Source organism: Streptomyces sp. NBC_00190, assembly GCF_036203305.1.
Taxonomy (GTDB): domain Bacteria; phylum Actinomycetota; class Actinomycetes; order Streptomycetales; family Streptomycetaceae; genus Streptomyces.
This window is the reverse complement of record NZ_CP108131.1, coordinates 3,613,027-3,634,534: the sequence shown is the minus strand read 5'-3', so window position 1 is coordinate 3,634,534 and position 21,508 is coordinate 3,613,027. Positions and strand designations below refer to the sequence as shown.

Annotated in this window: 21 protein-coding genes; 10 read left to right on the top strand and 11 right to left on the bottom strand. The window is 73.0% G+C overall.

Annotation, left to right across the window (positions count from 1 at the left end):
- Positions 1-10: 10 nt before the first annotated feature.
- The 4 genes from OG429_RS17415 to OG429_RS17400 are packed head-to-tail and all read right to left on the bottom strand — an operon-like array spanning position 11 to position 3,286.
- On the bottom strand, positions 11-910 hold the full coding sequence (locus OG429_RS17415) for a hypothetical protein (RefSeq protein ID WP_328926237.1): 900 nt from the start codon (positions 908-910) through the stop codon (positions 11-13).
- Positions 910-1,863, bottom strand: a complete 954-nt coding sequence (locus OG429_RS17410) for an ABC transporter permease subunit (protein WP_328926236.1) — start codon at positions 1,861-1,863, stop codon at positions 910-912. Before OG429_RS17410 ends, OG429_RS17415 begins: the two co-directional genes overlap by 1 nt.
- Entirely contained in the window at positions 1,860-2,588 is a 729-nt protein-coding gene (locus tag OG429_RS17405; protein WP_328926235.1) for an ABC transporter ATP-binding protein, read from the bottom strand. The genes OG429_RS17410 and OG429_RS17405 overlap by 4 nt, the downstream gene beginning before the upstream one ends.
- A 23-nt stretch (positions 2,589-2,611) precedes the next feature.
- Positions 2,612-3,286, bottom strand: a complete 675-nt coding sequence (locus OG429_RS17400; protein ID WP_328926234.1) for a pyridoxine/pyridoxamine 5'-phosphate oxidase — start codon at positions 3,284-3,286, stop codon at positions 2,612-2,614.
- 218 nt (positions 3,287-3,504) lie between these two features.
- Between OG429_RS17400 and OG429_RS17395 the strand changes: the two genes are divergently transcribed.
- Both OG429_RS17395 and OG429_RS17390 read left to right on the top strand, forming a co-directional pair.
- Positions 3,505-3,753 carry a hypothetical protein gene (locus OG429_RS17395; protein ID WP_328926233.1) on the top strand — a complete coding sequence of 83 codons (249 nt, stop codon included), beginning with the start codon at positions 3,505-3,507 and terminating at the stop codon, positions 3,751-3,753.
- On the top strand, positions 3,750-4,052 hold the full coding sequence (locus OG429_RS17390) for a hypothetical protein (protein ID WP_328926232.1): 303 nt from the start codon (positions 3,750-3,752) through the stop codon (positions 4,050-4,052). Before OG429_RS17395 ends, OG429_RS17390 begins: the two co-directional genes overlap by 4 nt.
- 142 nt (positions 4,053-4,194) lie before the next feature.
- On the opposite strand, the gene OG429_RS17385 is transcribed toward OG429_RS17390, so the two are convergent.
- Entirely contained in the window at positions 4,195-5,424 is a 1,230-nt protein-coding gene (locus tag OG429_RS17385) for a thiolase C-terminal domain-containing protein (RefSeq protein ID WP_328926231.1), read from the bottom strand.
- Positions 5,425-5,580: 156 nt separating this feature from the next.
- Here OG429_RS17385 and OG429_RS17380 point away from each other — a divergent pair, with 156 nt between their 5' ends.
- A complete protein-coding gene (locus OG429_RS17380; RefSeq protein WP_328926230.1) occupies positions 5,581-6,780 on the top strand; it encodes an acyl-CoA dehydrogenase family protein in 1,200 nt (399 codons plus the stop codon).
- Complete coding sequence (locus OG429_RS17375) at positions 6,780-7,271, top strand: nitroreductase family deazaflavin-dependent oxidoreductase (protein WP_328926229.1); 492 nt, start codon at positions 6,780-6,782, stop codon at positions 7,269-7,271. Before OG429_RS17380 ends, OG429_RS17375 begins: the two co-directional genes overlap by 1 nt.
- Before the next feature lie 53 nt (positions 7,272-7,324).
- Here the strand turns inward: OG429_RS17375 and OG429_RS17370 are convergent, their stop codons facing one another.
- A complete protein-coding gene (locus OG429_RS17370; RefSeq protein WP_328926228.1) occupies positions 7,325-7,972 on the bottom strand; it encodes a TetR family transcriptional regulator in 648 nt (215 codons plus the stop codon).
- A 321-nt stretch (positions 7,973-8,293) separates the two neighbouring features.
- On the opposite strand from OG429_RS17370, the gene OG429_RS17365 reads away from it, so the two are divergent.
- The 4 genes from OG429_RS17365 (at position 8,294) to OG429_RS17350 (ending at position 13,178) form a co-directional block, all read left to right on the top strand.
- Positions 8,294-9,094 (top strand): VOC family protein, encoded by an 801-nt coding sequence (locus tag OG429_RS17365; RefSeq protein ID WP_328926227.1) that lies wholly within the window; start codon positions 8,294-8,296, stop codon positions 9,092-9,094.
- A 258-nt stretch (positions 9,095-9,352) separates the two neighbouring features.
- On the top strand, positions 9,353-11,764 hold the full coding sequence (locus OG429_RS17360; protein WP_328926226.1) for a serine/threonine-protein kinase: 2,412 nt from the start codon (positions 9,353-9,355) through the stop codon (positions 11,762-11,764).
- Positions 11,765-11,841: 77 nt separating this feature from the next.
- Positions 11,842-12,339: a peptidylprolyl isomerase gene (locus tag OG429_RS17355; protein ID WP_328926225.1), complete on the top strand. Its 498-nt coding sequence runs from the start codon at positions 11,842-11,844 to the stop codon at positions 12,337-12,339.
- A gap of 347 nt (positions 12,340-12,686) precedes the next feature.
- Positions 12,687-13,178: a hypothetical protein gene (locus OG429_RS17350; RefSeq protein WP_328926224.1), complete on the top strand. Its 492-nt coding sequence runs from the start codon at positions 12,687-12,689 to the stop codon at positions 13,176-13,178.
- Positions 13,179-13,201: 23 nt separating this feature from the next.
- Here OG429_RS17350 and OG429_RS17345 read toward each other — a convergent pair whose 3' ends face one another.
- The 3 genes from OG429_RS17345 to OG429_RS17335 are packed head-to-tail and all read right to left on the bottom strand — an operon-like array spanning position 13,202 to position 15,587.
- Positions 13,202-13,978 carry an enoyl-CoA hydratase/isomerase family protein gene (locus OG429_RS17345; protein WP_328926223.1) on the bottom strand — a complete coding sequence of 259 codons (777 nt, stop codon included), beginning with the start codon at positions 13,976-13,978 and terminating at the stop codon, positions 13,202-13,204.
- Positions 13,975-14,424, bottom strand: coding sequence for a Zn-ribbon domain-containing OB-fold protein (locus OG429_RS17340; RefSeq protein ID WP_328926222.1), 450 nt, complete (start codon positions 14,422-14,424; stop codon positions 13,975-13,977). Before OG429_RS17340 ends, OG429_RS17345 begins: the two co-directional genes overlap by 4 nt.
- A gap of 11 nt (positions 14,425-14,435) precedes the next feature.
- On the bottom strand, positions 14,436-15,587 hold the full coding sequence (locus tag OG429_RS17335) for a lipid-transfer protein (protein WP_328926221.1): 1,152 nt from the start codon (positions 15,585-15,587) through the stop codon (positions 14,436-14,438).
- 92 nt (positions 15,588-15,679) lie between these two features.
- Here OG429_RS17335 and OG429_RS17330 point away from each other — a divergent pair, with 92 nt between their 5' ends.
- Both OG429_RS17330 and OG429_RS17325 read left to right on the top strand, forming a co-directional pair.
- Positions 15,680-17,353 carry a FadD3 family acyl-CoA ligase gene (locus OG429_RS17330; protein ID WP_328926220.1) on the top strand — a complete coding sequence of 558 codons (1,674 nt, stop codon included), beginning with the start codon at positions 15,680-15,682 and terminating at the stop codon, positions 17,351-17,353.
- A gap of 204 nt (positions 17,354-17,557) precedes the next feature.
- Complete coding sequence (locus tag OG429_RS17325) at positions 17,558-20,281, top strand: IPT/TIG domain-containing protein (protein ID WP_328926219.1); 2,724 nt, start codon at positions 17,558-17,560, stop codon at positions 20,279-20,281.
- A gap of 63 nt (positions 20,282-20,344) precedes the next feature.
- On the opposite strand, the gene OG429_RS17320 is transcribed toward OG429_RS17325, so the two are convergent.
- Positions 20,345-21,091 (bottom strand): class I SAM-dependent methyltransferase, encoded by a 747-nt coding sequence (locus OG429_RS17320; protein WP_328926218.1) that lies wholly within the window; start codon positions 21,089-21,091, stop codon positions 20,345-20,347.
- Positions 21,092-21,239: 148 nt separating this feature from the next.
- Positions 21,240-21,464, bottom strand: a complete 225-nt coding sequence (locus OG429_RS17315; RefSeq protein WP_328926217.1) for a hypothetical protein — start codon at positions 21,462-21,464, stop codon at positions 21,240-21,242.
- Between the last annotated feature and the right edge of the window lie 44 nt (positions 21,465-21,508).

Below are 21,508 nucleotides of genomic sequence, written 5' to 3'. Positions count from 1 at the left end.
GTCGGCGGGGTCAGTCGACGGGCCGTAGCGCCCGCTCGCCCCGCAGCGCCGCCCAGGCGGCCACGGCGGCCAGGGCCGCGACCGCGGCGAGGGCGAGGCCCCCGGTCAGGGGTGACGGATCGGGCGGGGCCTGATTCCAGAGGTACAGCTGGTACTGGGCCTCGGAGGGCAGGTTCAGCAGATCGGCGATCCAGCGGTGAGGCAGGAACGGCGCCGCCGGAAGCAATACGAGCGGCGCGGTCACCAGCAGGGGCCCGACCCCGAGCGCCAGGGTCCCGATGACGCTGCGCAGCAGGGCCGCTGCGAGCCCGGCGAGGGAGACGAAGAGGACCTGGACCAGGAGGGCGGCGGCGATGGCGCCGATCGCCTGGCCCCAGGTCGCGGACTCGACGGGCAGGGGAAGGGGAGTGTGGACGGCCCCGCCGCCGAACCCCGGGGGCACCGCGGGGGGCCGCACCGGCCACAGCCGCGCGAGCGCCGACGTGGCCAGCCACAGCAGCACGCCGGTGACGATCTGACCGGCGAGCGACAGGACGAGTGCGGCGCCCGCCTTGCGCGCCCACAGCACCCCGACGCGGTTCTCGAACAGGCGCAGGGCGCTCCAGGTGCCGCCCTCCAGGGTCTGGCCGAGTCCCGTCGCGACGACCACCGCCGTGAGGACGAGCCCCAGCAGGGTCGCGAACTGCCAGGCCGCCGCCCGCAGTGCGGACGGGAGCGAGGTGAGTGCCGACACCGAGGGGTCGAGCACCCCGTACGGGGCGCCCGAGATCCAGAGCCGGCCGACGAGCGCCAGGGCCAGCAGCACCACGGCCGCGGTCACGCCCCACACGGGAACGGTCCACAGGGCCCGCAGCTCGCCGGCCCAGGCGGCCCCTTCCCCGCGTACCGGCCGCCGCCGGGTACCGGCCATCAGGCGCGGTCCCGGGTCCGGTTGAGGCGGTCCAGCCCGAGCCAGAGCAGGCCGATGAGGACCAGGGTCGGCAGGACGCGGAGCAGGACGGGGACGGTGGAGGGGTCGGTCGAGATCCAGAAGTGGTCCCAGACCCCGTCGACCGCGCCGAAGCCGACGAGGTCGGCCAGCGCCCCGCCGGGGAGCCAGGCGCCCAGCCCCGGGGCGGCGGAGGTGCGGACCACGAGGACGAGCACCAGCATCCCGGCGAGGAAGGTGCGCATCGGCTGGCGCAGCAGTGCGCCGAGGGCGACCGCGACGGCTGCGGCCCCGGCCAGCACGGCAGCCCCGGCCAGTACGCCGAGTGCGGTGTCGGCGAGGACGGTGCCGAGGGCGCCGGGCGAAGGCAGCGGATAGGCGCCACGGCCGTACAGCAGGCCGAACGCGGCCGTCACGGCGGCGGACGCGCACAGCAGCGCGAGGCTCCACACCCAGACGGCCAGGGCCTTGGCGGCGAGGAGCCGGCTGAGGCGGGACTCGTAGAGGAGCAGCGGCACGATGCTGCCCCGGGTCCACTCGCCCGCGACGGAGAAGGCCGCCAGCATGACGAGGAGCGCGAGCCCCGGGACGGACGTCATCAGCCGTACGGTCCACAGCAGGGCACCCGCGGGATGCTGGGCCTGCGCGGCACGCACCCCTTCCGCGACGAACCGGTCCTGGATCCGCTCCAGCCCGACGGCCTGCAGGGGCACTTCGGCGAGGCACTTGGCCTTCTGCTCCGGGGTGTTCTGCTTGGACTCGCACGAGGCGGGGAGGAAGTCGAGGTTGGACTGCACCTGTTGGATGTTGTACGAGGCCATGTTCTGGCTCACCCAGGCGCAGTAGAGGGAGCCGAAGACGAACAGCGCGGCGAGGGTGAGGGCCAGCGGGTGCCGCAGCAGCCGCCGGGTCTCGGCCCGGACGAGGCGGTTCACCGGCGGCCGCCGTCTCCGACGAGCCCGAAGAACCAGTCTTCGAAGGCGGCCGGACCGCTCTCGGGGTCGTAGCCGAGTGCGCCGAGGGTGCCGGCGGCGACGATATGTCCCTGGGCGAGCATGATCACGCGGTGGCAGATGCGCTGGATCTCGTCGAGCTGGTGGCTGGAGACGAGGACGGCGGCTCCGCGGGCGGCTTCCTCGGCCACGATCCGCCGCACCATGCGCAGTCCCTCGGGGTCGAGCCCGTTGGTGGGCTCGTCGAGGATCAGCAGATCGGGCTGCTTGAGCAGCGCCGCGGCGATGGCCAGCCGCTGCCGCATGCCCTGCGAGTACGTCCCGAGCCGCCGGTCGGCGGCGCCGCTGAGCCCGACGCGGTCGAGCGTGCGGGCGATGCGCCCGCCGTCGGGCAGCCCGGCGGTGTCGAGCAGGGTGCGCAGCATGGCGCGTCCGGTGGACCACCGGTGGAAGGCGGGCGCGTCGAGCGCGGCTCCGAGCCGGTCGAGCTGCCGCGGCCGCATCGGCAAGGCCTCCCCGAACAGCCGCACCTCACCGGAATCGGGGGTGGACAGCCCGGTGATCACCCGCATCAGGGTGGTCTTGCCCGCGCCGTTGAGCCCGAGGAGGCCGACGATCTCGCCGGCCTCCAGGCTGAGATGAACCCCTGCCAGCACGGAGTGCTTCCGGAAGCTCTTGGTCACTTCGTGACAGGAAAGGACGCTCATCGTCTGAGATTACTTCGCAGGTCCTACGGCCAGAGCAGTTCGCGGACCCAGGAGCCGTCGGCGGCGCGGCGGTAGCGCAGCCGGACGTGGCGGCGGGCGGCGTCGCCCTGGAAGAACTCGACCTCCACCGGGTCGAGCACGTACCGCGTCCACGTCGGGGCCGGGGCGTCCGGCTCGGCCCCGGCCCGCTCCCAGGCGGCCGTCGAAGCCCGCGTCAGCTCCTCGGCGGAGCCGAGGACCTCGCTCTGGCGGCCCGTGAGCGCGGCGGCCAGCGCCCCGCGCGAGCGCACGGCCAGGTCGGCCCGGCTCTCCTCGGGCCCGCAGGCGGTCACCCGCCCCCGGATACGTACCTGCCGGGCCACGGCCGGCCAGTAGAACCCGAGCGCGGCCTCCGGCTGCCCGGCCAGCTGCCTGCCCTTGGCGCTGGTGGCGTGCGAGGCGAAGTGCCAGCCCCGCGTGTCGGCGTCGTGCAGCATCAGCGTGCGCACGTCGGGCCGCCCCTCGCCGTCCACGGTCGCCAGGCTCATGGTGTGCGGCTCGGCCTGCCCCGCCCGCGCGGCGTGCGTGAACCACTCCCGGAACAGCGCCAACGGCTCCTCGGGCGCCTGTCCGGCATCGAATCCGGGAAGCGGGCCGTCCCACACCCGCAGGGAGTGCAGGGTCTCGCGGAACTCGTCGGTGCCGATCTCACGGGTCATGCCGCCTATGGAACACCACGGGCCCAGCCGACGGCCGACCGTGCGTAGGTGAAGCGGTGCCTCGCCAAACTCGAAATGAGCCGCACCATCACCTGGGGCTGAGGAGTAGCGTCGTTGCACACCGGGTCAGGGCCCTGTCCTTGCCCCAGACCGATTGGTGCCTGCGTCTATGACGACCCACCCAGTTTTCCCCCATTGCCCCACCCGCCCCGCCGCCCATGCGCACCCTCGGAGAGGTCCGCGCAGCCCTCGCAGCCGGTCTCGGGTTCCCCGGCGATCTGGCAGGCATGGAGGCTGAACTCGCCGCGACTCTGGAGCGCGTCGACTACACCGACCTGAGTGAAGTGTCCGAGATCATCGCCGCCTACCGGGGTCACGTACTGACGCGCTGCGACCCGGGGTTCGAGGAGGCCCTCGCCGAGGGGATCGCGCTTGTGCAGTCCCTGAAGGAGGAAAGGGGCCGTTGAGCAATCAGGGGGAGCCGGTGGTCGTGGAAATCACCCACGCCGCCGCCAAGCGTGTCGCCGAACTGGGGGACGAGGTCTCGACCGCAGTCGAAGAGCTGCAGACGGAGCTTTCGGCGACACCGCGCCTGGGGCGCCTGGTGCAGGTCAGGCCCGGCGGTGTCCAGGTGTGGACGACTCGGATCGAGCAGCGAGCAACGATGCCTGCACTGTCCGTGACGTACGTGTTCGTGCCCGATCCCCGTCCGCCGGCCGACGCCATCGTCTCGGTGGTTTCGGACGACACCAGCGCCGACGACTGATGTCCGCCGCATGACGAAGGCCCCTGCCGATCGAAGCGGCGGGGGCCTTCTGCCGGCCAGGGTATTCGAGGTCGCCTCTGGGCACACCGACCTCGCCGCCCAGGCCGGTGCCGACGGCGAGGATTGCGGCAGGGCCGCCCCCTCACCCCCGTCCCAGGAGCACCGTCCCCGACGAGCAGAACCAGCCGCCCGTGCCCGAGGCCAGGGCCACCTCCGGGAGGCGGTTGCCGGGTTTGGTGACCTGGCCCGGGCCGGCCTCGCCGCGGAGCTGGCGGACGGCCTCGACCAGCAGGAACAGGCCCCGCATGCCCGGGTGGCAGGCCGAGAGGCCGCCGCCGTCCGTGTTGACCGGGAGCTCCCCCTCGCGCAGCAGGCGGCCCTTCTCCACGAAGGCCCCGCCCTCGCCCTTCGCGCAGAAGCCGAGGTCCTCCAGGGTCACCAGGGTCATGTACGTGAAGGCGTCGTAGATCTCGGCCACATCCACGTCCGCCGGGGTCAGGCCCGCCCGCTCGAAGGCGGTCCGGCCCGAGACCGCCGCCGGGGACACCGTGAAGTCCTCCCACTCCGACATCGTGGTGTGGGAGACCGAGGTCCCCGTCCCCAGGATCCAGACCGGTGCCTTCGCCGTGTCCGGTACGTAGTCCTCCGCCGCCAGCAGCACCGCGCAGCCGCCGTCCGAGCGGATGCAGCAGTGCAGTTTCGTGAACGGGTCCGCGATCATCTCGCCGGACAGGACATCGTCCACCGTGATCGGGTCGCGGAACATCGCGTCGGGGTTCGTGGCCGCGTTCGCGCGGGCCTGCACGGCCACCGAGGCGAGCTGTTCCAGCGTCGTCCCGTACTCGTGCATGTGGCGGCGGGCGGCCATCGCGTACTTGGAGACCAGCGTGTGGCCGTACGGGACCTCGAACTGCAGTGGTCCGCGCGCCCCGAAGGAGAGGTTCGAGGTCCGCCGCCGGGCCTTGATGTCCGCGCGGGCCGTGGATCCGTAGACCAGCAGGACCGCGCCCGCGTGCCCTGCGGCGATCGCGTCCGCCGCGTGGGCGGCCATGACCTCCCAGGTGGAGCCGCCCACCGAGGTGGAGTCGACCCAGGTGGGGCGCAGGCCCAGGTACTCGGCCACCTCGACCGGCGCGAGCGTGCCGAGGCCGGCGGAGGCGAAGCCGTCGATGACCGAGCGGTCCAGGCCGGAGTCGGCCAGGGCGCGGCGGGCGGCCTGCGCGTGCAGGGCGTACGGGGTGGGCCCGTCCACCCGGCCGCAGTCCGAGATCGCGACGCCGACCACCGCGACCCTGCGGCGGGGGCGGGGCGCACGACCGGGGGCGGGTCCGGATGCGGGTCCGGAAAGGGGTCCGGGTGTGAGTCCAGGCATGAGGGGACGGTACATCTGACGCATCGTCAGAAGCTAGCCCGCGATTGCGGCCCGTTCCGTCCGCCCCCTGTGCATCTGCGTCCGCCCGCCCTAACATGACGGCCCGTCAGATACCCCCGGCTGTCGCTGGGAGGTGCCCCCGGGAGGAGCCCGACGATGGATGCCGCCTTCACCGCGGAGCAGGAAGAGATGCGCCGTACCCTGCGCGAGATCCTGGGCAAACGCTGCGGCCCGGACGAGGTCAAAGCCGCCGTCCGCACCGCCTGCGGACACGACCGCGAGCTGTGGCAGCAGCTCTCCCAGCGGCTCGGACTGCCGGGCCTCGCCGTCGCCGAGGAGTACGGCGGCGTCGGCTGTACGCCCGCCGACCTGGCCCTGGCCTGCGAGGAGACCGGGCGGGCGCTGCTGCCCTCGCCGCTGTTCGCCACCGCCGCGCTCTGCGTGCCGCTGATCACCGCGCTCGGCACCGCCGCCCAGCGCTCCGCGCTGCTCCCGCCGCTGGCCGCCGGCGGGCTGACCGCCGCCCTCGCCGTCCCCGGCCCGGCGCTGGCCACCGCCCTCGCGCTGACCGGCGACAACACCGCCGGCCCGTGGTCCGGCGGCGGCCGTGCGGGCGGGGTCCAGGCCCGCCCCGACGCCGACGGCGACGGCTGGCGGCTGTACGGGGAGGCCGCCCAGGTGCTCGACGGGCACAGCGCCTCGCTGCTGCTGGTCGCCGCGCACACGGGCGGATTCGCGCGCAGCCGTACGCTGCTGTTCCTCGTACGGGAGGACGCGCCCGGACTCGTCCGGTCGAGGCAGGCCACCTTGGACGAGACCCGCCCCCAGGCCCGGATCGAGCTGAGGGACTCCCCGGCCGAGTTGCTGGGCGAGGCGGACGCCGACGGCGAGGTACTGCGCGCCCTCGCCGCGACCGGCGCCACCGCCTGCGCCGCGCTCGCCGCCGAGGCGGTCGGCGCGGCCGCCCAGGCGCTCGCCCGCACCGTGGACTACGTCCAGCAGCGCGAGCAGTTCGGCCGGGCGATCGGCTCCTTCCAGGCGGTCAAGCACCGCCTCGCCGACCTCTACGTACAGGTGCAGGCGGCCCGCTCGGCGGCCTACTACGCCGCCTGGGACCCGCGGCAGGGCGGCCTCGGCCTCGCCCAGGCCCTGGAGGCGCTGCGCGTGACCGCGGGCGAGGCGATCCAGCTGCACGGCGGGATCGGCTTCACCTGGGAGCACGACGCGCACCTCTACTTCAAGCGCGCGGCGGCCGACGAGCTGCTGTTCGGCCCGGTCCACCGGCTGCGGGCGCACGCCGCCGACCGCGCGGGCCTGTTCGCGTCCCCGACCGCACACGTGAAGGTGGCCGTCTGATGGCTCGCGCGGACCGGGTGGCTCCCGGCGTCAGGCTGATGCAGAAGGTCTCCTCGACCATGCTGTTCGCCAAGATCGCACCGCACTTCATCCCCGCCATGGACAAGGCGGTGCACAAACTGACCCGCGGCAAGGTCATGCTCAGCGCCCAGATGCTGCCGGGCGTGATTCTCACCGCCAAGGGCGCCAGGACCGGCGAGCCGCGCACCACCCCGCTCGCCTGCATGCCGGAGGGCGACGGGGCGAGCTGGCTGCTGATCGGCTCCAACTTCGGGCGGCCCGGGCACCCGGCGTGGACCGGGAACCTGCTCAAGCACCCGGACGCGTCCGTGAGCTGGAAGGGCCGGGACATCGCCGTACGGGCCCGGCTGCTGGCAGGTGAGGAGCGCGCTGCGGCGTGGCAGGCGGTGCTGAGGTTCTGGCCGCCGTACGCGACGTACCAGGCGCGCATCGAGCGCGAGATCCGGCTGTTCCGCCTGGAGCGACGCTGATCGCAGGCGTACGGAAGCAGTACCGGGGCGGCGGACCCGGGAGGGGCCCGCCGCTACTTGGTGGGCTTCTTGCCCGTGATGCCGAGGTGGACGAGCAGCGCCAGGTTCGGCTTGAGTTCGGCCTGCTTGACACCCCAGGTCTGGAAGCCCTTCTGGTGCGAGGCGACCGCGGCCAGCATCGCGACCAGCGAACCGGCCATCGCCGCAGGGCTGATGTCCTTGTCGACCTTGCCCTTGGACTGGAGCTCCTTCACCGACTCCGTGAGGGAGTTGGTGACCGAGTTCAGGATCTTCATGCGGATCTTGTAGAAGCGCTTGTCGCCCTCGGCCGCGCCGAGGTCGACGACCCGCAGGATCGCGTCGTTGCGCCGCCAGAACTCCAGGAAGCCCTCGACGAGTTCCTCCGCGGCGGCCCAGCCGGCCTTGCCGACCCAGTTCCGGCCTTCGACCAGTGCCGTCAACTGGGCACCTTCGGTGGCCATTTGCTCGGCGATCTCCAGGACGGCGCCTTCGACGTCCGGGAAGTACTGGTAGAAGGTCGCGGGCGAGGTGCCGGCCTTGCGTGCGACATCGATCACCTTGACGTCGCGGTACGGCGAGGAGCTGAGCATCTCGCCGAGGCAGTCGAGCAGCTTCTGCCGCGTCGCCTGGCCGCGCCGGCCTGCGACACGCCCGTCGACGGTGCGTACTTGTCCTGTCATGCCGTCAGCTTACCGAGGGGTGATGGGCGCGCTATTCGGCCGCCTGCAAATGGGGTTACGGGGTCCCTGGCCTGGGCGGAAGCCGGTCCCGTGCGGCCAAGGCGGCGAAATCCGGCCGCGATCCGGCCGCTGTCCGGCCGCGGTGCGCCCACGCGACCGCCCGCACGACCGGCTCCGGAGCCCGGTCCGGGCGTGTCGCCCGGTTCCTCAACGTTTCCCCCGATTAGTCTTATCAACAGGCTGTGGACAAGTTTTCGGGCGGATCATGGCTGGGAGGGGTGAGAGGGTACACACCCCCGCACAACGGAAGGAACCGGGCCCATGGCCGCATTCGCGGAAGGCGCACCCTGCTGGGTGGACGCCTCGCTCCCGGACGTCGAGGCGGGCAAGCGCTTCTACGGTGAGCTCTTCGGGTGGACCTTCTCCGAGGGCGCGGGTGCCGAGTACGGCCACTACACGCAGGCCTACAGCCGCGGCCGCAACGTCGCCGCCCTCGCCCCCAAGCCCGACGGCCGGATGCCCACCGTATGGGGGATCTACCTCTACACCCGCGACGCCTACGCCTGCGCCCAGCGCATCCGCGCCGCCGGAGGCCAGATGGTGATGGACCCGATGCCGGTCGGCCCGTACGGGACCGCGGCCATGGCCGCCGACCCCGGCGGGGCCGTCTTCGGCCTGTGGCAGCCCGGCACCCACCACGGCTTCGAGGCCCAGCAGGAGCCGTACACGTACTGCTGGACCGAGGTCTACACGCGCGCCCGCGACGCCGTGGACGTCTTCTACGCCAAGGTCTTCGGCTACGTCCCGCAGGACCAGGACGACGCGGGCGTGGAGTACCGCCTCTGGTCCCCGCCCGGCAGCGCGCCCGGCACCGGCACCGCCGTCATGGGCCGCAGCCTGATCACCGACGCCTTCCCGGAGATCATGCCGGCCCACTTCCTGGCGTACTTCGCCGTCCCGGACTGCGACCGGTCCGTGGCCGCGGTGCAGCGGCTCGGCGGCCGGGTCACCGCCGACCCCTTCGACACCCCCTACGGGAGGATCGCGGTCGTCGCCGACAATCAGGGGGCCGTCTTCGGGCTGCTGTCGGAACCGGGCACCGAGCCGGCGGACCGGGCCTGAACCACGCCTGAGCCGTGCCCCGGGCCGCGCCCGGGCCATGTCCGGCCGACGCCCGGCGCGAGCGTGACCTACGCGACAGGACCCGGCGTCCGCCGTGCCGGGGCCGGACCGGGCGCGGGCCTGACAGAATCGGGGTGCGCGACCCGGGCGGCGTCCGGGGGTGAGACGCTGCACGGGGCACGACCAGGGCCCCGTACCGGTGCGCGTGCTGGTGGAAGCGGGCCCGGCGAGGGTTCGTACGGGGAGGTGTGGAGGCGAGTGGTGGAGCAGCTGACGCAGCACGACCCGAGACGGATCGGCCCCTTCGAGGTGCTGGGACGGCTCGGCGCCGGCGGCATGGGGCTGGTCTATCTCGCACGGTCCGCGTCCGGACGACGGGTCGCGATCAAGACGGTGCGCACCGAGCTCGCCGAGGACCAGCTGTTCCGGGTCCGCTTCACCCGCGAGGTGGAGGCGGCCCGCGCCGTGTCCGGCTTCTACACCGCGGCCGTGGTCGACGCCGACCCCCGCGCTGCCGTCCCGTGGCTGGCCACCGCCTACGTCCCGGCGCCCTCCCTGGAGGAGATCGTCAACGAGTGCGGGCCCATGCCCGCCCAGGCCGTACGGTGGCTCGCGGCCGGGATCGCCGAGGCGCTGCAGTCCATCCACGGCGCCGGCCTGGTCCACCGCGACCTGAAGCCGTCCAACGTCCTCGTCGTCGAGGACGGGCCGCGCGTGATCGACTTCGGCATCGCGAGCGGGGTCTCCAACACCCGCCTGACCATGACGAACGTCGCCGTCGGCACCCCCGCGTACATGTCGCCCGAGCAGGCGAAGGACTCGCGCAGCGTCAAGGGCGCCAGCGACGTCTTCTCGCTCGGCTCGACGCTGGTCTTCGCCGCGACCGGGCATCCGCCGTACCACGGGGCCAACCCGGTGGAGACGGTCTTCATGCTGCTGCGCGAGGGACCCAACCTGGAGGGGCTGCCCGAGGAGCTGCGGCCGCTGATCGACTCCTGCATGCAGATGGACGCCACGCTGCGGCCGACCCCGGCCGACCTACAGGCGCAGCTCGCCCCGCACCTGTTCGACGGCGGCGACGACAGCGGGACCGCCTCGGCGTGGCTGCCCGGGCGGGCCGTCGCGATGATCGAGGCCCGGCGGGCCGGCAACCGTACGCCCGCCGCCGCCGTGGTGCCCGCGCCCGGCCACGGCCGGGACGGCGGGGGCGGCGCCTCCCGCGGGCCGGGCTCCGCGGCCGCCACGCACCGCCGCCCGCGCGGCGCCGAGGGATGGGTCGACCCGCGCACCGGCCAGGCCGTTCCGCAGCGCCCGCACCACCCCCCGATGACCCCGGCGCCCTCCGGCGAGCCCGTCCGGCTGGGCGGCTCCCCGGTGCCGATCGGTCCCGGGCCGCGCGCGAGCGCCGCGGCGCCCGCCGCGCACGCCTCCGTGGACTCGGCGACCGGCTGGGTCCGCCCGCCCGGCGGCGCGGCGTCCGCCACCCCGTCCGGCTCCGCCGTGGCGTCCGTACCGGCCCCCGGGCCGGCCCCGGACAGCGGCCGCTGGCGCCCGTGGCGCTTCCGCATGTCCAACGAGGTCTGGGGCACCCCGACCGTCGCCGGCGACCTGCTCTACGTCACCTCCTTCGAGGTGCACGCCCTGGACGTGGCGAGCGGCCGCCGCCAGTTCAAGACCCGGGACGTCGCCTGGTCCATGGCCGTCGCCGACGGCCGCATCCACGCCTCCGACGGCCCCTCGCTCTACGCGCTCGACGCCTCCGACGGCTCCGAGCGGTGGCGGCTGGCCTCCGACGCCTGGGTGTACGCCCTGCGCGCGGAACGCGGCACGGTCGTCACCGCCACCCGCGGTGGCGGCGTACAGGGCTGGGAGGCGTCCAACGGCCAGAAGCTCTGGGAGCTGACCGGCGCGCAGACCGACTTCGAGACCCCGGAGGCGGCCCCCGTCCTGCACGACGGCACGGTGTACGTGTGGGCGGACGCCCGGCTGCGCGCGCTCGACGCACGCAGCGGCCGCGAGTCCTGGTCGTACCCGGTCGGCGACGCCGCCTCCTGCGGGAACGTCCCCGTACGGGTCACCCCGGCGCCGGACGGCAACGTCTACGTCGCGGCCGGCACCCGGGTGCTGTCCGTGGACCGGGCGTCGGGGCGGGTCCGCTGGCACTTCGAGGCCCCCGCGGTCTTCCTGGCGCCGCCGGCCTTCGCGCCGGGCGCCGCCGTCACGGGCGGCGGGGTCTACCTCGCCGACTATCTGGGCACCGTGTACGCGCTGGACGCGGCCACCGGGCAGGACCGCTGGCGGATCGCGACCGAGGCGCGCTCGTCCGCGGACCCGGTGCTGGTGGCGAACGGCAACGTCCACCTGGGCGCGGGCAGCGCGCTGTACACGCTCGACGCGGTCACCGGCACCCCCAAGTGGCGGTTCGCGGCGGGCGGCGAGATCACCGGCCTGCCCGCGGTCGCGGACGGCCGGGTGCACTTCGGCTCGGCCGACCACTGCCTGTACACGCTGGACGCGGCGGGCGGGCAGCTGCGCTGGAAGCTGGCCACGGGCGGTGAGATCACGGGCGCCCCCGTCGCCGAGGCGGGCGTGGTCTACGCGTGCAGCAAGGACCGCTGCGTGTACGCCCTGGACGCGGCCAAGGGCACGGGCACCCGTACGAGCGGCTGACCTGTCCGGTGCGCCACCCGGCCGGGCCGCGGCCCCGCCGGGTAGCGCACCGGACGGGGAGTGACAGGATGGACCCCATGAGCAACGTCTACTTCGACATCAACATCAACGGCGAGGCCGCCGGCCGCATCGTCTTCAACCTCTTCGACGAGGTCGTCCCGAAGACCGCCCAGAACTTCCGCGAGCTGGCCACGGGCGTCCACGGCTTCGGCTACGCGGGCTCGCCGTTCCACCGCGTCATCCCGGAGTTCATGCTCCAGGGCGGCGACTTCACCAACCAGAACGGCACCGGCGGCAAGAGCATCTACGGCGAGAAGTTCGCCGACGAGAACTTCCAGCTGAAGCACGACCGCCCGTTCCTGCTGTCGATGGCGAACGCCGGCCGCAACACCAACGGCTCGCAGTTCTTCATCACGACCGTCTCGACCCCGTGGCTCGACGGCAAGCACGTCGTCTTCGGCGAGGTCGTCGAGGGTTCGGACCTGGTCAAGAAGATCGAGTCCCTGGGCTCCCAGTCCGGCGCCACCCGCGCCAAGATCGAGATCGCGGCCTCGGGCGTCGTCGACGCCGCCTGATCACCTCTCCGCCAGTACGGCCGGTCGGCCCCGCCCCCTCTCCGGGGGCCGGGGCCGCCGCCGTTTCCGGCGTGCGGCGTGCGGCGTGGGCCCGTGTCCCGTGTCCGTGGGACGGCCGTCGTGCAAGGCACGGAAGGGGCTCGGACGGCGGCCGCCGCTTCGATGAGACCCCTCGGGGAGCCGGGTACCTCGCGGACACGCCCCGACCCGCGAGGTGCGGGCCTCGATCCCGACGCTACGCCCGGGCACCGGCCCGCGCACCCGGGGGACGCGCGCAAGGCCGGTGCCTGCCAGGAGGGGGCCTGGTAGCGTGACGCGCCGTCTGTCCAACGGGAGGGGTTCGGGCCATGGTGGCTGGACGTCACATCAGATTCACCGCGGTGCTCGTCGCCGTCGTGTTCGCGCTGACCGGGTTCTCGTCGCACGGCGGGAGCAGCAGCAGCGGAAGCAGCGGCAAGAGCAAGAGCAAGAGCAGCGGCGGAGGCGGCTGCTCCAGCTCCAAGACGAAGAAGAAGTCCCACAGCAGCGGCAACGGCAGCTCCAGCAGCCCGACGCCCTCACCCGGCAACACCGCTCCGCCCGCGCGCGCCGAGGTCGTCAGCTGCGTCGGCGCCGGGAAGACGGAAGCCACTCTCAAGGTCACCTCCGCCGTGAACACGCAGCGCGCGGTGGACGTGCCGGTGGTGTTCGAGGGCGCGACCGGGGCCGCGGTCGACCGGAACACCATCCGGCTCACGCTGGGGGCGAACGAGACCCGGATCGTCACCGTCCCGATGACGCAGGCGGACAAGGCGTCCGAGGTCAAGAACTGCCGGCTCGGCCGGATCACCCCCTCCTAGCGCTCAGCGGTCTCGCCCGGGCCTCACCGCACCCGCGGCTCCGGCGCCCGCCGCCGCCCCGCGAACAGGTCCGCCTGGCGCTCCGGCGCCAGGTTCCCCAGCGCGATCAGCGCCGGAGCCTGCGCCAACGCCTGCTGCAGCGCCGCCTGCTTCGCCGACCACAGGGCCCGTACGGTGCCCTGCACGGCCTCCGTCGGGAAGCCGGCCAGGGTCTGGGCCGCGCGCAGGGCCGCCGGGAGCAGGTCACCGGGCTCGGCCAGCTCCGACACCAGGCCGATGTCGTAGGCCCGCTGCGCGGAGAGCCGTTCCGCCGTCCCCATCAGGGACATCCGGGCGGCCTCCCCGAAGGGCATCCGCTGCGCCATGTAGACGGCCTCGTAGGCGCTGACCATCCCGTACGAGGTGTGCGGGTCGAAGTACGTCGCGGACGTGGACGAGATGATGAACTCCGCCTCGCCCAGCAGGTAGAAGGCCCCGCCGCACGCCATGCCGTTCACGGCGGCGACCACCGGCTTCCACAGGTCGCCCGCCTTCGGGCCGATGGAGAGCAGCGGATCGTCGGCCGAGTACGGGGAGCCGGGCTGGGGGACGTCCACGCCGCGGTCGATGCCCGTGCAGAAGGCCGCCGTCCCGGCTCCCGTCAGCACCACCGCCCGTACGTCCTCGGCGAAGCGGAACTCCCGCCACACCTCGCTCAGTTCGGCCGCGGTCCCCAGGTCGACGGCGTTGTGCCTGTGCTCCCGGTCCAGGGTGACGACCGCGACCCCGGTCGCCTTGTCCCGCTCCACCCGCACGGTCATGACCGCTCCAGGATCCAGCGCGGCACGGCCATCCCGCCCGTCTCGGTGAAGACCACCTGCACGCGCGCGCCGATGCGCAGCCGGGCCGGGTCCACCGAGTTCAGCGGGGCGTCCGCCGAGGCCACCAGGTTCCCGGCCAGCCGGATGTGCGGGGCGTCGGCGAGCTCCACGAGGATCACGTTGTACGGGGCCTGCGCGGCGTACGCGGGCAGCAGCGGCGGGTGCGGCCGCACGTAGGACCAGATCCGGCCGCGGCCGGACATCAGGCGCCACTCGGAGTCGAAGGACCGGCAGTGCGGGCAGCAGGGGCGCGGCGGGAAGCGGAGCCTGCCGCAGGCGGCGCAGGCCTGGACGCGGAGTTCGCCCCGGGCCGCGTACTCCCAGAAGGGGGCGCCGTCCTCGTCGGGGACCGGGAGCAGCAGCTCGTCGGTGGCGGGTGCGGTCATCGGTCGGCTCCTCAGGCTCGCAGCAGGATCGCGGACGTCGGGACACCCTCGCCCGCCGTCACCAGGCAGGTGGCGGCGTCGGGCACCTGGGCGGTGGAGACGCCGCGCAGCTGCTTGACGCCCTCGTTGATCAGGTTGAAGCCGTGCACGTAGGCCTCGCTGAGGCCGCCGCCGCCCGTGTTGATCGGGAGCCGGCCGCCCATCTCCAGGGCCCCGCCCTCGGTGAAGGCGGCGCCCTCGCCGCGCCCGCAGAAGCCGTAGCCCTCCAGGGAGAGCGGGATCAGCGGGGTGAAGGCGTCGTAGATCTGCGCGACGTCCACGTCCTGGGGCCCGAAGTCCGCCTGCTTCCACAGGTGCCGGGCCGCGGTCCAGGCGGGCCCGGACAGCGGGTCGTCGTTCCAGTAGTTGACCATGCCGTGGTGCTGGGCGGGCAGGCCCTGCGCGACGGAGTGCACGTACACGGGCTTCTGGCGGCAGTCCCGGGCCCGCTCGGCGGAGACGATCACGCAGGCCAGCGCCCCGTCGGTCTCGAGGCAGTTGTCGAAGAGGCAGAGCGGGTCGCTGATCATGCGGGCGCTCATGTACATCTCGCGGGTCAGCGGGCGCTCGTACATCATCGCGGCCGGGTTCTCGTTGGCCCGGTTGCGGCAGGCCATCGCCACGTTGAAGAGGTGGTCGCGGGTGGCGCCGTACTCGTGCATGTAGCGGCGGGCCAGCATGCCGATCTCGTCGGCGGGGCGCAGCAGGCCGAAGGGGCGGGTCCACTGTCCGGGGGTGGGCAGCTGGACCGCGGTGTTCTTCCAGGGGCGGGGTCCTGAGCCGCGCTTGCGGGAGCGCCAGGCGACGCCGACGGTGGCCTGGCCGGTGGCGACGGCGGAGGCGAGGTGGCCGACGGTGGCGCAGGAGCCGCCGCCTCCGTAGCCGACCTTGGAGAAGAAGGTGACGTCGCCGGCGCCGATGGCCTTGGCGACCTCGACCTCGTCGGTCTCCTCCATGGTGTACGAGGCGAAGGCGTCGACCTCGGACGGTTCGATGCCCGCGTCGGTGAGGGCCGCCAGGATGGCCCGGCAGGCCAATTCTTTCTCGGACTCCGGCAGTTGTCTGGCAAAGGCGGTCTGGCCGATGCCGACTATCGCCGTAGCGTCCTTGAGCGTTGCCGCCATCGCCACCTCCGGGGTGCGCCAGTACTGACAGCCGCGAAGGCTACAGCTAATCTGACGGATAGTCAGCTACTGGTACCGGGGAGGGGCGGACGATGGACGAGGACGCGCACGGGGACATATACGGGGACGCGCGCGAGGTGCGGCGCGAGGACGAGCACGACGACCCCCGCGGGGACCTTCGCTGGGGCAGCATCGCCGGACTGGTCCGGGCGTCGGCGGCACGGTACGCCGACCGCGAGGCCGTCGTCGACGGCCGCGTCCGGATCAGTTACGCGCAGCTCGGCGAGCGCGTCGAGCGCGCCGCGGCCGCCTGCCTCGCCGCCGGAGTCGAGCCCGGCGACCGGGTCGCCGTCTGGGCCCCCAACACCCTGGAGTGGATCGTCTCCGCGCTCGGCGCCGTCTCCGCGGGCGCGGTCCTCGTCCCCCTCAACACCCGTTTCAAGGGCACGGAAGCCGCGTACGTCCTGCGGCGCAGCCGGGCCAGGCTCCTCTTCGTCACCGGCACCTTCCTCGGCACCTCGTACGTCGCCTCCCTGCGCCGTGCCGCGGCCGAGGGCCCCGGCACCGGGCCGCTGCCCGGGCTGCCGCACCTGGAGCAGGTCGTCGTCCTCGCCGAGGACGCCCCCGAGTCCTTCCGCACCTGGAAGGACTTCCTCGCGGGCGGGGACCCCGTACCGGCCGAGGCGGTCCGCGAACGTGCCGAAGCGATCCGGCCCGACGACCCCTCGGACATCATCTTCACCTCCGGCACCACCGGCAGCCCCAAGGGCGCCGTCATCACCCACGCCCAGTCCCTGCGCTGCTACGCCGTCTGGAGCGAGCTCGCCGGACTGCGCGAGGGCGACCGCTACCTGATCGTGAACCCCTTCTTCCACACCTTCGGCTACAAGGCCGGGATCATCGCCTGCCTGATGCGCGGCGCCACGATGGTCCCCCAGCCCGTCTTCAACGTGGACACCGTCCTCGCCAACATCGCCGCCGAGCGCATCTCCGTACTCCCCGGCCCGCCCACCCTCCACCAGTCACTCCTCGACCACCCCCAGCGTGACCACCACGACCTGACCGCCCTGCGCCTGGTGGTCACCGGCGCGGCCGTGGTCCCGCTCAGGCTCGTCGAGCGGCTCCGCGGAGAGCTGCACATCGGAGCCGTCCTCACCGCGTACGGGCTCTCCGAGGCCAGCGGCATCGTCACCATGTGCCGGCGCGGCGACCCGGCGGAGGTCATCGCCGCCACCTCGGGCCGGCCCATCCCCGGCACCGAGGTCCGCATCGCCGGACCCGAAGGCGGCGCCCTGTCCGCCGGCACGGCCGGCGAGGTGTGGGTCCGGGGCCACCACGTCATGCGGGGCTACTTCGAGGACCCGGCCGAGACCGCCGATGCCGTCACCGCCGAGGGATGGCTGCGCACCGGCGACGTCGGAGTGCTCGACGCGGGCGGCAACCTGCGCATCACCGACCGGATCAAGGACATGTTCATCGTCGGCGGGTTCAACGCCTACCCCGCCGAGATCGAGCAGCTCATCGGCCTCCACCCGGACATCGCGGACGTGGCCGTGGTCGGCGTCCCGGACCCGCGGCTCGGCGAGGTCGGCAAGGCGTACGCGGTCCGCCGGCCCGGCTCCACCCTCACCGCCGACGACCTGATCGCCTGGTCCCGGCGGGAAATGGCCAACTACAAGGTGCCGCGCGCGGTGGAGTTCGTCACCGAACTGCCGCGCAATGCGAGCGGAAAGGTCCTCAAGCGGGAGCTGCGCGAAACGAGGTAGGCCGTACGAGGGAAGCGTCGGCGAACCTTGGCGCGGACAGAAGCCGGTGACGGGCCCGTCCGATAGACACCCGGTCGTGATCACCGGCTACCGCAGGACACCGACCGCCCGCTGCCGATCCGCAGGCGGGACCGCACTTCCGACAAGGGCCGAAGGGGGGAGCCCATGTCGTCGAGACGCCTTCTCCGAGTGAACCGACGGGTGATGCGCGCCGTACGCGGCTGGCCGCGCGCCCTTCTCCTCACGCTCGCCGTGACGCTCACCGTGGCCGCACCCGTCGGCGGGGCGGCGGCCGAGCCGCGTCCCAGCGCCCCGTCCACGGCCAGCAGCCCGTCGCGAGCGGACGGCGAGGGGAAGCTGTCGCGGGTCCGTGTGAAGAAGCGCGTGGACGTACGCACGCTGCCCCGGCCGAAGCGGCCCGTCGAGAAGCAGGTGCGGCCCTACCTCGTCCCTCCGAGGCGGGCGGCGGCCGCGGAACCGGGGCGGCAGCCGACCCTGCCGGTCACCACCGCGCTGCTGACGCCGAAGGCCACGGCGTCCCCGAAGACGGTGCCGTCCTCGGCCGTCGTGGAGCGTCTGAAGACCTTCTCCACACTCGGGAACGTGAACACCAACGCTCCCTCCGACACCAATCTCGCGGTCGGGCCCACCTACATCATCCAGATGGTGAACACCACGGGCCAGATCTACGACAAGGCCGGCAACGCCGTGGGCTCCCCGTTCGACCTGGGAACGTTCTTCGGCTTCCCGGCAGGTGACGGTACCGATCCTCGGGTGCACTACGACGAGGGGTCCGGTCGCTTCTTCGCCGCGTACGAGGGGCTCCCCGCCGGCGGCGACGAGGTCGACGTCGCGGTCAGTGACAGCTCCGACCCCCGCGGGGACTGGTCCGTCTACATCGCCGGGAGCAACACCTCGAACGTCCAGCAGGACCGGCCGAACCTCGGCTACAGCGGCGACAAGGTCACGCTGACCTGGAACAACTTCGACAACAGCAAAGCCGAGCCGCCGTTCCTGGGCTCGGCGACCGTGGTCGCCAACAAGGCCGACCTGCTGGCCGGAGGAACGGTCAGCTTCACGACGTTCGCGCAGGACATCAGCAAGTCCGACGTCGTCCCGGCCACCTCGCTCTCGGCGATCAACGACCAGCTCGCGATGGAGCACGCGGGCACCGACGTGAAGGTGACCACGATCACCGGCGTGCCCGGCGTCAGCACGGTCAACCAGTCGGTGAACACCATTGCCATTGGAGCCGCCGCCCCGCCGCCTGCGGCTGCCCAGCCGGCCGGGGGCGATGCCACCATCGAGACCAACGACGACCGGATGCTGTCGGTCGCCTGGCAGAACAACCACCTGTGGGGCGTCTTCAACGTCATCTGCACCCCCATCGGCGACACCGCGACCCACGCCTGCCAGCGCTTCGTCCAGATCGCGACCGGCGGGGGCCAGAGCCTGGCCACCAACCTCAATCTCGGTCTCGTGGGCGGGGACATCTACTACGGCTCGCTGACCCTGAACGACGAGGACGACCTGTTCGCGGGCTTCACCGCCTCCTCGTCCACCCTGTTCCCCGGCGCGGTCGCGATCGGAGTGCCGGGCGGCAACTTCCCGGCCACCACCTTCGGTGACTTCTACGCCGCGGGCAGCGAGGCCTACGCATGCCGCTGCAACGGCGAGAGCCGCTGGGGCGACTATTCGGGTACGGCCCGCGATCCGAGCAACCGCAAGGATGTCTGGACGGTCCAGCAGATTGGCGCCATCGGGCACACCACGACCTTCGGCGGCGACTGGGGCACCGCGATGGACCGCGTCACGCTGTCCCCGCCGACCGTTACGAGCGTCGCCCCGAACCACGCGCCCGAACTGGCCCAGTGCGTGAACACCGTGACGGTGCGCGGCACGGAGTTCCCCACGAGCGGCACTACCGTGCGCTTCGGCTCCGTGGCCGCCACGAACGTCAACGTCATCGGGCCGGAGGAACTGACCGCGCGGGTACCCCCGCAGGCACGGGGCACGGTGGACGTCACCGTGACCACGCCCAACGGCACCAGCCCGATCACCGGCGCCGACAAGTTCACGTACGACGCGGACACGTCCGCGCCGACCGCCTCCGCGAGCGTTACGCCATCGCCGAACGGCGCCGGCTGGAACAACAGCAGCCCGGCGACCGTCAACATCAGCGCCGGTGACGGGTCCTGCGGCTCGGGCGTCCAGAAGATCACGTACAGCGCGAGCGGCGCCCAGCCGATCGCATCCACCGACGTGTCCGGAGCGAGCGCCGCCGTGCCGGTCACGACGGACGGCGTGACGACGGTGACGTTCACCGCCACCGACAACGCCGGCAACACGTCCGCGCCGCGGACGGTCACCGTGCGCCTCGACACCGCAGCGCCGACGATCACCATCGTGCGCCCGACGGCCGGCACGTACCTGTTCCACGAGTCGGTCACGGCGTCCTACTCGTGCGCGGACGCCACCTCCGGTGTGGCGAGCTGCGTCGGTACGGTCCCGAACGGCAGCCCGGTCGACACCTCGACGTTCGGGTCGCGCACCTTCACGGTGAACGCCACGGACGTCGCCGCCAACCCGGCCACCAAGAGCGTCACGTACACCGTGGCGTACCGGATCTGTCTGCTCTACGACCCGAGCCGGCCGATCCGCGGCGGGAACAGCACGATCCCGATCAGGCTCCGGATCTGCGACGTCAACGGAGTCAACCTGTCCAGTCCTGGCATCACCCTCACACCCAGCCAGGTCGTCGGCCCCACCACCAGGCCGTTCACGACCCCGTTCCGGTACGACGCGGGTCTGGGCGGCTACATCGTCAACCTCCCCACCAAGGGGATGGCGGACGGCAGCTACAACCTGCGGTTCACCATCAGCGGAGCGGACACCACGACCCACGTGGCACCGTTCACCCTGCGCTGAGCCGCATCGGCCCGCACCGGCCCGGACCCGACCTCGGGTCCGGGCCGGTGCGCGTGGGGGGCTCTACGCCCGCGCCGTGTCCGAGGGGCGGCGCCGGGCCAGGACCAGCCGCCAGCGGGGTGCGCCCTGCGGGGTGCGGCCGAAGTGCTCCAGCGGCACGGTCTCCACGGTGAAGCCGGCCGCCCGCAGGTCGGCGCGGACACCGCCCAGCGGGAAGGTCCGGTAGTACATGACGAAGGGGGGCCGCCACACCGCGTTGCGCACCCGCATCACCGCGTCGAAACCGGCCACCGCCCACCACAGCGGCGAACTCGGCGGGATCGGGGCGCCGATCGGGAAGGCGAAGACCCCGCCCTCGCGCAGCGCGCCGTGGACCTGGGAGAAGAGGGTGGGCCGCTCGGCCGGCAGGAAGTGCCCGAACGCCCCGAAGCTCACCGCCAGGTCGTACGAGTCCCCGAGCGCGGGCGGCAGGGCCCGCGCGTCGGCCCGTACGAAGTCCACGCGCTCGTCCGGGTACGACCGCGCGGCCTCGGCCAGCATGCCCGTGCTCAGGTCCACCCCGGTGACGCGCTCCCGGCACAGCCGCCGCAGCATCCCGATCGCCGCTCCCGTGCCGCAGCACACGTCCAGCCCGGCGCCGAAGGAGCCCTCCCGCTGGGCGAGGGTCTCCTCGACGGCATCGAGCATCCGGTCCGGGGTGCGGAACGGCGTGTGGTCGAACTTGGGCGCCAGCAGGTCGTAGCCCCGCTCGACGGAGGAGAGGCCCTGCACGGCGAGTTCTCGGACGCTCGGCCCGTGGGTGGTGAACACACACCCAGCGTAGGGGCACGCGGACGCACGCGTGCGGCGGCCGCGGTGGCTCCCCCTCCAGGCCACCGCGGCCGCCGTTCCCCCGTAATTCCCCCGCTGATCCCCCGTACGTCTTTCGCTGTGCGTCGTACGTCGTGCCGTGTGCGTCTTACGGGCGCGGGCCGGACGCGTGGTTGTCCAGCGTCTGGATCTCCTCGCCCGAAGCGTGGTTGTCGAGCGGCTTGATCTCGATGCCGGAGGCGTGGTTGTCCATCGGCGTGATGTCGACGCCCGGTGCAGGGCTCTCCAGCGGCTTGATCTCGATGCCCGAGGCGTGGTTGTCGAGCGGCTTGATGTCGCCGTCGGTCGGCAGGATGTTCTCGTTCGTCGTCATCGGATCTCCTGATGGATGGGTCGGGCCCGTTCGGCGATTCCCCC